Consider the following 13,511-nt stretch of genomic DNA (forward strand, 5'->3'; position numbering starts at 1 on the left):
AAGATGATGTGTTCCAATAAACTAAACGCAGCTTCTAAACCAAACTTGTCATTTCGAAATAGAAACTGGCTATGAGTGATTTGTCCCTCCTCATAGCCTGACTACATCAAAAGCCGACTATTTCCGTTAGCGTTCAGATGTCGCGTTACCGTGCATTTGCTCATCTAAGTTGAGCACGGTTAATGCGTTACTAACGCTCGTGGCGATCACGTCTATCGCTCCAGTTCTTAATGCTCCGAGTAGAGCGAGTGGCTTGCTGTTCTCAGCTGCGATCGCAATGACTTCCGAGATCGGCCGAAACTCTTCAATACCAAGTCCAATTACTCGGTCACTCATTACCGTGTTCGCTACATTACCGTGAATATCAAAGAAGTCATAACCTGCAAAATCCCCTACCACACCTTGTTGAAGTCTCGACTGAACCACTTCATCAGGCGTAAACCAACCTAAGTCGACCATGTAACTGTTTTCGCTCATGTCACCAATACCAACCAAAGCAACATCGGCTTTACGTGCTAGGTCGAGCGTTTGTTTCACGGTTGCATTTTGCATGAAGGCCAACTTCTGTTCTCTATTTTCTGCGTATGCCGGCGCATAAAGGGTTTCAGAGGTTCCCCCATATTTCTTCGCCAACTGACGACAAATATGGTCGGCGTTATACATACCGCCACGCGGGTGAATACCACCAATGCCACACACAAATTTACAGTCACGCGGCGTAATAACACCAATATGGTGAGCGACAGACGACACGTTGCGCCCTTGTCCGACCGTCACCACCATGCCGTTTTTGAGCGTGCTAGTGAGATAATTGGACACCAATCCCGATACCTGTAGTCGTTGCGCTTCTTCATTCGGTTGATCAAGAGCAACAAGCGCGCGCTTAACGCCGAATCGCTCGATCAAACGTTGTTCAATCTTGGCGCTGAACACCGGATGGTATTTAACGGTAATTTCAACAATGCCTTCATCACGTGCCTGCTTGAGCATTCGCCCGACCTTTGCGCGTGATATGGCAAATTTTCTCGATATCTCTTCCTGAGTCGCACCGTCTTGATAATACGCGACGGAAATCTCTGTCAACAAATCCGTGTTTTCAATGGAAATATCTTGATTAGAACTGCTCATGGTTTCTCTCGCCCTTTAAGAGGATCGATATTGTATGCAATAAGTGAACATATGCTCATTGACTTAGCATATGTTCTTTATCAATTTAAACGCTACATTTGCTCATCGCAATAACATTTTCTCACTACAATTTTTTACCCTCTTGGACAACGCTCAAGCTTTGAACAATAAGGGCAAACGTTTATTTGGGTTAACCACTAAACACACAGTAAAAAAACGTTGATGAAGTTCACTATAAGTCCATTTCAGCGATTGACTTTCAGCATAGATAGGATAAATATGGACACATCATTTACTCAGCTATCGATCAAATGTTCATAGCATTTGTTCGGTAACGAAATTTTCCGTAGTTGGCTGAGCAGATGTCTCATTAAATGCGATGAGACGGTTAGCTAACTCGCTTGCAAATGCACAAGCTGTGATAACAAAAATCACGCTTAAGCCCATTTAAATAGGATGATCGATTATGAGCAACAAGTTAGAGCAACTTCGTAAACTAACGACTGTAGTAGCAGACACTGGCGAGATTGATGCAATTAAAAAGTATCAGCCAGAAGACGCAACAACTAACCCTTCTCTTATCCTTAAAGCCGCTCAAATCGCAGAGTACGCACCTCTAATCGATGCTTCAATCGAATACGCTAAAGCACAGAGCAACGACAAAGCTCAACAAGTTCAAGATACTTGTGACATGCTTGCAGTAAACATCGGTAAAGAAATCCTAAAAACTATCCCAGGTCGTATCTCTACAGAAGTAGACGCTCGTCTATCTTACGATATGGAAGGCAGCGTAGCGAAAGCTCGTCAACTAGTGAAAATGTACAACGATGCTGGCATCACTAACGACCGTATCCTTATCAAACTGGCTTCAACTTGGGAAGGCATTCGCGCAGCTGAGATCCTAGAAAAAGAAGGCATCAACTGTAACCTAACGCTTCTATTCTCGTTCGCTCAAGCACGTGCTTGTGCAGAAGCGGGCGTATTCCTAATCTCGCCATTCGTTGGTCGTATCATGGACTGGTACAAAGCGAAAGAAGGCCGTGACTTCGAAGCTCAAGAAGATCCAGGCGTACTATCTGTAACTAAGATCTACAACTACTACAAAGAATACGGCTACAAAACTGTAGTTATGGGCGCAAGCTTCCGTAATATCGGTGAGATCTTAGAACTAGCTGGTTGTGACCGTCTAACTATCGCTCCTGCTCTACTTGCAGAACTAGAAGCAGCTGAAGGTGAAGTAGTTGAGAAACTAGTTGATTCTAAAGGCGCAGCTGAGCGTCCAGCACCAATGACTCACGCTGAATTCCTATGGGAACATAACCAAGACCCAATGGCTGTTGAGAAGCTGGCTGAAGGTATCCGCAACTTCGCCGTTGACCAAGGCAAACTAGAAGCGATGATCGAAGCTAAGCTATAATTGCTTACCAAAAGCGAGTAGCCCGTCTACTCGCTTTTACCATCAGCACTATTTTCAAAAAATTCTATTTGAACTTGTTTCGGCGAGTTCCCTCTATTTAAATCAAATATCGAGAAGTAATCACTATGGATCGTAAACATCTAGCAAATGCAATCCGTGCGCTAAGCATGGATGGTGTTCAACAAGCTAACTCTGGTCACCCAGGTGCACCTATGGGTATGGCTGACATCGCTGAAGTTCTTTGGCGCTCTCATCTAAACCACAACCCATCAAACCCTGAGTGGGCAGACCGCGACCGTTTCGTGCTGTCTAACGGCCACGGCTCAATGCTGATTTACTCTCTACTGCACCTTGCAGGTTACGAGTTGTCTATCGACGATCTGAAAAACTTCCGTCAGCTTCACTCTAAAACTCCTGGTCACCCAGAGTACGGTTACGCGCCAGGTATCGAGACCACAACGGGTCCGCTAGGTCAAGGCATCACTAACGCGGTTGGTATGGCTCTAGCTGAAAAAGCGCTAGCAGCGCAATTCAACAAAGAAGGCCACGACATCGTTGACCACTTCACTTACGTGTTCATGGGCGACGGCTGTCTGATGGAAGGTATTTCGCACGAGGCATGTTCTCTTGCAGGTACTCTAGGTCTAGGCAAGCTGATCGCGTTCTGGGATGACAACGGCATCTCTATCGACGGTCACGTTGAAGGTTGGTTCTCTGACGACACACCTAAGCGTTTCGAAGCTTACGGTTGGCACGTAATCCCTGCAGTCGATGGTCACGATGCTGACGCAATCAACGCAGCAATTGAAGCAGCGAAAGCGGATCCACGTCCTACACTTATCTGTACTAAGACTATCATCGGTTTTGGTTCACCAAACAAATCTGGTTCACACGATTGTCACGGTGCGCCACTAGGTGCAGAAGAAATCGCAGCAACACGCAAAGAACTAGGTTGGGAGCACGGTCCTTTTGAAATTCCGCAAGAAGTCTACGCAGAATGGTCAGCGAAAGAAACAGGCGCAGCTAAGGAAGCAGCGTGGAACGAGAAATTTGCAGCTTATGAAGCAGCGTACCCTGAGCTGGCAGCTGAATTTAAACGCCGCGTAAACGGTGAGCTTCCTGCACAGTGGGAAGAGAAAGCAAGCCAAATCATTGCTGATCTTCAAGCTAACCCAGCAAACATTGCATCACGTAAAGCGTCTCAAAATGCTCTAGAAGCATTTGGTGCTCTACTACCAGAGTTCATGGGTGGCTCTGCTGACCTAGCACCTTCTAACCTAACCATGTGGTCTGGTTCTAAGTCTCTAGAAGCAAGCGACTTCTCTGGTAACTACATCCACTACGGCGTACGTGAATTCGGTATGACAGCGATCATGAACGGTATCGCGCTACACGGTGGTTTCGTTCCTTACGGCGCAACATTCCTAATGTTCATGGAGTACGCACGTAACGCAATGCGTATGGCTGCGCTGATGAAAATTCAGAACATCCAAGTGTACACGCATGACTCTATCGGTCTTGGCGAAGATGGTCCAACTCACCAACCAGTTGAGCAAATGGCATCGCTACGCCTAACACCAAACATGAGCACATGGCGTCCATGTGACCAAGTTGAGTCCGCTGTAGCTTGGAAACTAGCGATTGAACGTAAAGATGCACCGACAGCACTTATCTTCTCTCGTCAAAACCTTGCGCAACAAGAGCGCACAGCAGAACAAGTAGCAGACATCGCGAAAGGTGCTTACATTCTGAAAGATTGCGAAGGCAAGCCAGAGCTAATCCTTATCGCAACAGGTTCTGAAGTTGAACTAGCAGTAGAAGCAGCAGCACAGCTAACTGCTGAAGGTAAGAAAGTACGCGTTGTTTCAATGCCATCAACAGACGCATTCGACAAACAAGACGCCGCTTACCGTGAAGCTGTACTGCCATCAGACGTAACAGCACGTATCGCAATTGAAGCAGGTATTGCTGACTTCTGGTACAAGTACGTAGGCTTCGACGGTCGCATCATCGGTATGACTTCATTCGGTGAATCTGCACCAGCTGGCGAACTATTCAAAATGTTTGGTTTCACGACTGAAAACGTAGTGAACACAGCAAAAGAGCTACTCGCGTAATTGCAGTAAAAAGATAGTCAGTTTTCTCTATTGCGAATGTGAAAACTGAAAAGCCCCACCAGCAATGGCGGGGCTTTCTTTTATCTGGCTCCTATTCGCATAAACGCAGCCAGGACATAAACATCACAACTTTCGTTACGACTATTTGTCTTCAAATCGAAGTGCGAGCTGATAGAAATCTTGTACTTGGTCTTTCAACTGTCGGCTGTTTTGTTCAACTGAATGTGTTGCTGCCAAGTTTTGTTCTGCGGTCGAAGCGATAGAATGAATGTGCTGGTTTACATCACTAGATAGCTTTAACTGGTTATTCGCCGCTTCTGCTACATCAACCATCAGCCCACTCATGGTTTGCATCATCTGTTCAACTTCAGACAAACGCAACGCGCTTTGTTCTGCTACTTGAGAACAGGCATCGGTTTGCTCTTTGTTTGCCAGAATATCTTTCTGCCAACTTTGAATCGTTGCCAACATAGTGGAGATAGAAGCTTGGATTTGTTCAGTTGCATTGGATGTACGCCCAGAAAGCGCGCGGACCTCATCAGCTACAACAGCAAAACCACGACCTTGCTCCCCTGCCCTTGCTGCTTCAATCGCCGCGTTAAGTGCCAGTAAATTGGTTTGCTCTGCGATCCCACCAATCTCTTCCATCAAATGGTTCACCTTCTGCGCCTGATCACTCAGTTGATACGTCGTTTCCGTCGCTTTTTCAGCTTGAAGACTTAATTGCGCTAGATTGGTGTGCGTTTGATCGATGGTCTCCTTCGCCATCAAGCATGACTTCAATGTATCATCAATCAACATATGGGCATCATTGGTACTCGAAGAAACCGAATTTGCCGACAACTCCACCTCTTGGGTAGCATCTCGCACACGATGAATATCGGTATTTTGCTGATTTAATGCAGCCGAGACTTCTGCCGTTGTTTGACTAAGCTCTTCGGCGCAATGCTGCAAAGGCAATGCGGAGTCAGTCATTCTTCCTAACACGGTTCGAATTCTTGCGGATAGCATTTTGATATGGAAATCGGCAATCGAAAATGCCGTGTTACCGGAATAGATCAAGCGACTTACGCTGTCATATTGCTTTTGTAACTTTTTAAGTTGCTGAGGTGTATCAATTAACTCTTGGCGGAATAACAGAGCCAGAACACTTGCAGGTAACGCACTTGCAAGCCAAGCCAACGGCCCTTCAACAGCCAACGCGTATGCGGTTGCAGGTGCGGTTAGTGCACCAAGTAGAATCGCATAGCGAATGGTTTCATTGATTTTCAACGACCAAGTTCGACCAGACTTCTCTGCAGTACGCATGCTTTTGTAGGCTTTTGTCGCAATATCAACCCACTCTCGCTTTGGTTTCACGCGCACTGATTGATACCCAACAACATGGTTGTCTTCGTAGATAGGGGTGACATAAGCATCAACCCAATAGTAACCGCCAGACTTAGTGGCATTCTTAACCATTCCACGCCAGGCTTTACCTTGTTTAAGGCGTGCCCACATGTCACCGAAAGCGGCTTTAGGCATATCATTATGACGAACTATATTGTGGTTCTGACCGACAAGTTCTTCGTGAGTGTATTCAGCAACGCGGCAAAAGGCTTCATTACAATATGTAATAACGCCTTGTAAGTTCGTTGTTGAGACGAGTTCCTCAGACTCCCTCACGAGAGTTTCTTGAGCTTTATGAGAAATATTGGCTGACATAGACGAAACTTCTTTAGTTTTTATTGATTTTCGGCAAGATATATACAGGATTTTTATTTTTATTACAAAAAGTTAGATAAAAAGTCTTATCAAATCGACATTTTTATTGTGGGAATTCACATTATCGATAAAAACATAAAGAGGAGATTGTTGATTTGAGCTAATAAACAAACCCGACACGATAGGCCGGGTTATATATTAAGACTTAATTAAGCGGTTTGTGATTCTGGCTTTTTATTCGTTTTTAACGCAAACATCGCGATAACGAGTAACACAAATGGAAGAACATACAAATTAAGATTCTGCCAACCTACGGTAGACTCAAGCCAACCAGATAGTAATGCGGTGATGGTGACACAACTGAACACGAAGAATTCATTAAACGCTTGAGCCTTGCTTCTGTTTTTCGCTTCATAGCTTTGACTAAACAGCCCGGTTGCTGCGATAAACATAAAGTTCCACCCTATTCCTAACAGGATTAAAGCAAGACTAAAATGCCAGATAGACACTCCATGTATATTAATTCCAATACAAGCAACAAATAGCAATCCACCCGCCAAAATCATATTCTTAGCGCCAAACCGCTCTATCAGACGGCCCGTGACAAACGCAGGTGCAAACATACCCAACACGTGCCATTCGATCACTCCCGCCGCTTTATCAAAATCAAAGCCACAACCAATCATCGCTAAAGGAGTTGCTGTCATTAAAATGTTCATCACCGCGTACGCAACCATTGCCGCGATAACTGCCAGCATGAAATTAGGTCGACGAATAATCAGTCTCAGCTTATCCGCCTTAGCGTGTAGCGCCTGCGTGTGTGCAGGTGGAAAACGAATGGTTTGTAGCACAACCAACGCGGTTATATAAAGCACGACAAGCACAGCAAATGCACTAATGTATAAGCCATCATCTGACCACTGCTGCGAGTACACGGCCAGATTAGGCCCAAGGATCGCCGCTAACACCCCACCCGCCATAGATATCGAAATCGCCCTATGCCTTGCCGACTCTTCACACACTTCAATGGCAGCAAACCTGTATAGAGTACCGAAACCTATACCAACACCAAGCAAAAACGTAGACATGCAGAACAGATAGAAGTTTTGTTGACTTAATGCATACGTCGCTAGACTAGCACCCAAAATGCCAATGACATTACCAAGGCTAAAACCAAGGCGACGCCCCAACTTGCCCATAATTAGCGACGCAGGAATTGTCGCGGCCATCAGTCCCAAAAACTGCAGTGCAACTGGTAATGTGATAAAACTTGATGACGGCGCAAGTGTTTTGCCAATAAGGGCAATAACAGATATGAGTAAAATATTCCCTGTCATTAATAAGGCTTGGCAGAGGGATAGAAGCCATACATTACGATTCAATTCCAAATTCCTTTTGGTTACAACGTATACAGATAACATATAGGAAAGCAGAAACAATAGAAAGATATGAGAGTAATTCTCAACAAAAAGAGCCAGAGGCATAGTACCTCTGGCTCTTCACTATTCACTTTTCGCTTTTATAAAGTTTTTCTGTTGAGCTTACTTGTTGCGGCGCGCTTTTACTGCATCAGAAAGCTGACGAAGTACCGTTTCCGTGTCTTCCCAGCCAATACATGCATCAGTGATCGACTGACCATAAGTGGCTGCTTTACCATCCACTAAGTCTTGGCGACCTTCAACTAAATGAGACTCGATCATCACTCCAAAAATGGCTTCTTCGCCACCAGAGATTTGCTCGGATACATCATCAGACACCAGCATTTGACGCTTGAACTGCTTCGAGCTGTTAGCATGGCTAAAATCAATCATCACTTTTTTCGGCAGACCTGCAGTGTCCAGCTCATCTTTAATTTGAGCTACATGTGCTGCACTGTAGTTTGGTTCTTTACCGCCACGTAGAATAATATGGCAGTCTGGATTACCAGCGGTTTCTACGATCGCGGAATGACCGTATTTTGTTACTGAAAGGAAGTGATGGGAAGCGCTTGCAGAACGAATCGCGTCGCTCGCTATTTTAATATTCCCGTCAGTACCGTTTTTGAAACCTACAGGACAAGAAAGACCAGAAGCTAGCTCGCGGTGAACCTGAGATTCTGTCGTACGAGCACCGATAGCGCCCCAACTGATCAAATCCGCCACGTACTGAGGTGTGATCATATCTAAGAATTCACTTGCCGTTGGCAAGCCCATATCGGTTAGATCAAGAAGAAGTTTACGTCCGATACGTAGACCATCATTTAGCTTATAGGTGTCATTTAAGTAAGGGTCATTGATAAGGCCTTTCCAACCAACGGTTGTACGCGGCTTTTCAAAATAAACTCGCATAACAACCTCAAGCTGCTCGCCCAGTTCATCACGTAGTACTTTTAGCTTTTTACCGTACTCAACCGCGGCAGCCGGATCGTGAATAGAACACGGGCCAACGATCACGAGTAATCGATCGTCTTTTCCTTCAAGAATATTGTGAATGGCGTTACGGCAATCAAAAGTGGTCGAAGAAGCGGTTTCAGTCGCTGGGAACTTCTCTAATACTGCAACAGGTGGCAATAACTCTTTTACTCTATTTATTCTTACATCATCAGTTTGAAACATTACTTCTACTTCCTGGTTTTATTTCCGACCCCATTTTTACCAACTGAACTCATTGCAACATTGTTCACAAAGCGAGCAGCATCAAGGGCTGTGGTCATTTTCTGTCTAGCGTCTAAGTAACTTATCGGCTTAGGCGTAGACTTGCAATCAGTTTTTGCAAATAAATGCAAATAAAAACCACCTGTTAACCACCGCGCACAATGTAAAGTAAAGTTTACGAAAAAAAGTTCAAAATAATCATCAATTTTCTTATGCACCAAAAAATCTTTACTACAATGTAAGAAATATCAGAAGTTTGTGAGGTATTTTTGGGTAGTAAATGTTGATCAAGTTCAAATATATTGTTGCTTGATATGAAATGATTAGAATATTAAACTAATTTCTTATAAACGCTGGTTTTTTCTAATTTTTTGATAAAACGAAGTAGAAGTTAATATGCAATCAATACAAGGAAACATTATGAACAAAGTAGCAATTGCAGTAGCAGCAGTGGTAGCTGGTAGTAGCGCGCTTTTAAACTCTGCTCAAGCTGAAATGTACATCGGGGGCAAAGTGGGCATGACTACACTTGACGACGCTTGCTATCTAAATAGCCCTTGTGATGATGAAGCGTTCGGTGCAGGACTACATATCGGTTATGACTTTACCGATATCATTGGGCTAGAGTACGGCGTAGACTTCTTAGGCGACTACAAAGCTAACTCGATGTCAGGGGCTAACACGGTTAATACGATTGACGGCAATCTAACGGCTTTAACACTTGCACCTAAATTCAACTGGCACTTAAACGACTCTTGGAATCTGTTTGCTAAGATCGGTGGTGCTTACATGATGTCTGATGACGAAACAGACTTTGTCCCAACAGGTTCTTTGGGGGCTGAATACTCGATCGATAGAAACTGGAGTGTTCGCGCTGAATACCAACGCTACCAAGACATGTCTGACGACGTGTGGGACGACATGGATGCTAACTTCTTTGGTATCGGTGTTAACTACAAATTTGCAGCAGCTCCAGTTGTTGCAGCAGTTGTAACGGAAGAAGTGATCGAGCCAGATCCAGAACCAGTGATGATGAGCAAGGTGCACAAAGAAGAGTACGGTACAGGTACGTTTGAATTCGATAGTGCTAAGTTAACAGAGTCCGTTTCTGAACGTCTGGACAACTTTGTTTCATTCTTGAACGAATATCCTCAAGCTCAAGTAGAGATTACTGGTTACACGGATAGCTCAGGCCCTGCGGCATACAACCAAAAACTGTCTGAGCGTCGTGCTCAATCTGTTGCTGATTACCTAACCGCAGCTGGCATTGGTTCAGATCGTTTGACAGTTAAAGGTATGGGTGAAGAAAACCCAGTTGCTGACAACAGCACTCGCGAAGGTCGTGAGAAAAACCGTCGCGTAGAAGTTGTGGTACCTTCATTTGAATACCAAGAGCTAGTTCAACCAGAATAAGCATCTATGATTCATGATCGATGATGTGGTAAAAATTAATGGGGTGCATTTGCACCCCATTTTGATCTCATATTAAGGGATATTGCCACTATGGTTTTGGGAAAAAGATCAACTCATTATCTTGCACCATAACGCAATCCATACCAGCTGCATGCGCCGCTCGCTTCCCCAACTCAGTATCCTCGAACACAAGACACTGTGACGCCTCCAAGTCGAGTTGTTCCGCGGCCACCAAAAAGGTATCTGGAAAGGGTTTATGGTTCTCTACATCACTCGCGGTTACTACAACATCCAACTTGTCTAATAAACCTGCATGACTTAATAAGCGCATGGCACTTTCTCGTTGGCTGCCAGTCCCGACTGCAATTTTCTTATGGCCTAAATATTCCTCTAACACGATGTTCGTGCAAGGAATAACGTCACCATGAAGCTCCATAGCAGCGAATGTTTCCATTTTAAATGTCGCGACAGTTTTAGGATCTAACGAAAGCTCATGCACACGATTTAGTTCCTCAACAATTTTAAAGCTCGGCATCCCTCCCAAACTGTGAAACCATTCCTGGCAAAACGGAAAATCAAAACGCTCAGCAGTTGCTTGCCAAGCTGCCAAGTGGGCTGGCATGGTATCGATTAGAGTACCATCCATATCAAATATGAATCCCTCATAGGGTCTAAAATCAATCGTGCTCATGTCTTTTCTTCTATTTGTGCATCTGTAATGTTAATTTATCAGCTCTTTCAATCGTCCTTACCGGCATTTACTTATCATGCTCAAAATTTCGAACTCCGTCACAATTCAAGAGTGGGAAATTCAATTATCCCCAATTAGAGCTCAAGGAAATGGTGGCCAGAACGTTAACAAGGTAGCGTCCGCTATACACCTGCGCTTTGATATCCGGAATTCCAGCTTACCTGACTTTTACAAAGAGCGATTACTTGCACTTTCTGATAGTCGTATAAGTAAAGATGGCGTGATCATCATCAAAGCGCAACAATTTCGGACACAAGAACAAAATAAGGAAGACGCCCTAAATCGGCTTCAAGCATTGATAAAAGCTGCCGCTTTACAGGAGAAGAAGCGTATTAAAACGAAACCAACCCGCGCTTCTCAACGCCGACGACTTGATACAAAAAACAAGCACGGAGCGAAAAAACAGCAACGTAAAAAAGTGCTGTATTAGTGCATGTCGTTTTCTCGACATGTTAGTTGAACAACGTTTGCTAGCCCTTGGAAATCTCATTGGATTTCTCTTTTTAGTTACTTATTCAGGAAACAACAATATGACTATTAGGCAAAAACTCTACTTCCTCGGAGTTATCGCCATTTTAGGCATCGTGGCCCTTTTGGGTACGTCATCCCATTTTGAAAATAAGAGCAATGACCTTAATCACGCCATCAAACTCGTTGGTGATCTAGAAATACGCTTACTCAACTTACGCAGAAATGAAAAAGATTTCCTACTACGTAGTAATGACAAATATCTAAATAAGTTTGACGCCAATGTTGACAAGTTTACAGACACAGAAAAAGAGCTTGCGAATATACTCAAGAGTAATGAATTACCTTCCAGTCAACAATTTAAGCAAGACTTGCTCGCATACCAAAGGGGCTTTCAGAATCTGGTCAGCGCTTACCAACGATACGGGCTTGATTCAAAGAGTGGGCTTCTCGCTGGTTACGAACAAGCACTATTAGAAGCAAAACAACGTTCAGACCACCAGCAGTTATTGGCATTAGTCCGTTTTGACTCTGCGGTAAAAGCAGGACTATTCAATAGTGACTTGCTTGAGGGGCAATATGCTCCTGAGCTTATCAAAACAGGTAAGCAATTGGCGGCCCAAAAGCAAGTTGTTGGGGTTGCTTATGACAAAGGCCTACTCGGTGAAACTCGCGCATTATCTCATGCCGTAGAAGAGCAATTTGAAACCTTTTCCACAGCCCTTAGCTCTGCTGCCGCACAACGTGATGAACAAATGTCGACCATCAAGCAGGTCATTACAGCTCTGATCTTAGTCGTTATTTTCGCATTGATTTGGCAAATTTCACGTTCAATCAATACGCGAGTGAATAGCTTACTTGGCACCATTCGAAGTATCAGCGAAACGAACAATATGGGACTTCGATCTGATTTGAAAGGTCAAGACGAGCTATTTGATATCAGTCATCACCTCAATGACCTATTGGATAAGCTTGAGCATCTAATTAGTAGTACCCAAGAAAAATCGGCGCAACTCACTGCAAGTACCGATAATATGCATCGTGAGTTAGAAGGCGTTATGGAGCAATTCCACACTCAAACTGACCACACTGCATCAATGGCGACGGCAGTTCAGCAAATGGTTGCCACAATAGGTGAAATCTCTGAAAGCACATCAGTTGCGGTAGAAGGCGTACATCAGGCAGCGAATAATGCCGAACAAGGTCGAGGAGTTGTTGAGGCGACGGTAACCAACATCGGTCAACTAACCACGATTTTATCAAACAGCCAGCAGTCGATTGGCTCGCTGAATCAGCATGTAGATAAAATTGGTGGTGCCGTGAACATCATCCAAGAAATTGCAGAGCAAACCAACCTACTAGCTCTCAACGCAGCAATTGAAGCCGCGCGAGCAGGCGAACAAGGCCGCGGGTTTGCAGTTGTCGCCGATGAAGTACGCGCCCTAGCTAGCCGAACTCATCAATCCACTGAGGAAATCACGCGGGTCGTTGCAGATATTCAAACTCAAATGTCTACAGTTGTTGCTGATATTGATCAATGTAACGCTCAAGGGCAACAAACACTTAATGCTTCTGAAAAACTGGATTCTAGCCTACAGCAGATCATCACTGACATGCATTCAATTCAAGGTAATTCGGAGCGCATAGCTTCAGCAATTGAAGAACAAGGTATCGTTATGAACCAAGTTAGCGGTTCAATCACCGAGCTAAACGCAATATCTGAGAATAACATGCAATCCGCTCAGGAATGCTTGCATGAAGTGAACTCTGTCTCTGCTCAAGCTCATGATATGGATGAAGCCGTTGCACAATTCAAAACTGCGCTAAAATAACCCTTTTCAAAATAGAAAGCCCGAGGCAATCATTGCTTCGGGCTTTTT

The 13,511-nt window shown here is 44.4% G+C and carries 10 protein-coding genes; 5 read left to right on the top strand and 5 right to left on the bottom strand.

Annotated features, from left to right (window positions below; all coding sequences use genetic code 11):
• Positions 1-126: 126 nt before the first annotated feature.
• Positions 127-1,128, bottom strand: coding sequence for a sugar-binding transcriptional regulator (locus R7P74_RS13435; protein WP_005387670.1), 1,002 nt, complete (start codon positions 1,126-1,128; stop codon positions 127-129).
• Between the two features lie 466 nt (positions 1,129-1,594).
• Between R7P74_RS13435 and tal the strand changes: the two genes are divergently transcribed.
• Complete coding sequence (gene tal / locus R7P74_RS13440; RefSeq protein ID WP_005373488.1) at positions 1,595-2,545, top strand: transaldolase; 951 nt, start codon at positions 1,595-1,597, stop codon at positions 2,543-2,545.
• A 125-nt stretch (positions 2,546-2,670) separates the two neighbouring features.
• Complete coding sequence (tkt, locus tag R7P74_RS13445; protein WP_042522667.1) at positions 2,671-4,662, top strand: transketolase; 1,992 nt, start codon at positions 2,671-2,673, stop codon at positions 4,660-4,662.
• A gap of 141 nt (positions 4,663-4,803) precedes the next feature.
• Here tkt and R7P74_RS13450 read toward each other — a convergent pair whose 3' ends face one another.
• The 3 genes from R7P74_RS13450 to aroG form a co-directional block, all read right to left on the bottom strand.
• Positions 4,804-6,366 carry a methyl-accepting chemotaxis protein gene (locus R7P74_RS13450; protein ID WP_258494732.1) on the bottom strand — a complete coding sequence of 521 codons (1,563 nt, stop codon included), beginning with the start codon at positions 6,364-6,366 and terminating at the stop codon, positions 4,804-4,806.
• Positions 6,367-6,575: 209 nt separating this feature from the next.
• Entirely contained in the window at positions 6,576-7,748 is a 1,173-nt protein-coding gene (locus R7P74_RS13455; protein WP_021035943.1) for an MFS transporter, read from the bottom strand.
• Between the two features lie 159 nt (positions 7,749-7,907).
• Positions 7,908-8,960, bottom strand: a complete 1,053-nt coding sequence (gene aroG / locus R7P74_RS13460; RefSeq protein ID WP_005389030.1) for a 3-deoxy-7-phosphoheptulonate synthase AroG — start codon at positions 8,958-8,960, stop codon at positions 7,908-7,910.
• Positions 8,961-9,419: 459 nt separating this feature from the next.
• Between aroG and R7P74_RS13465 the strand changes: the two genes are divergently transcribed.
• A complete protein-coding gene (locus tag R7P74_RS13465) occupies positions 9,420-10,412 on the top strand; it encodes an OmpA family protein (RefSeq protein WP_017819897.1) in 993 nt (330 codons plus the stop codon).
• Positions 10,413-10,500: 88 nt separating this feature from the next.
• Here R7P74_RS13465 and R7P74_RS13470 read toward each other — a convergent pair whose 3' ends face one another.
• Positions 10,501-11,103, bottom strand: coding sequence for a beta-phosphoglucomutase family hydrolase (locus tag R7P74_RS13470; RefSeq protein WP_017819896.1), 603 nt, complete (start codon positions 11,101-11,103; stop codon positions 10,501-10,503).
• 76 nt (positions 11,104-11,179) lie between these two features.
• Here R7P74_RS13470 and arfB point away from each other — a divergent pair, with 76 nt between their 5' ends.
• Positions 11,180-11,593, top strand: coding sequence for an alternative ribosome rescue aminoacyl-tRNA hydrolase ArfB (arfB, locus tag R7P74_RS13475; protein WP_005389036.1), 414 nt, complete (start codon positions 11,180-11,182; stop codon positions 11,591-11,593).
• 100 nt (positions 11,594-11,693) lie between these two features.
• Entirely contained in the window at positions 11,694-13,463 is a 1,770-nt protein-coding gene (locus tag R7P74_RS13480) for a methyl-accepting chemotaxis protein (RefSeq protein ID WP_017819895.1), read from the top strand.
• Positions 13,464-13,511 lie beyond the last annotated feature (48 nt).

The sequence above is a fragment of the Vibrio sp. 2033 genome, from assembly GCF_033339735.1.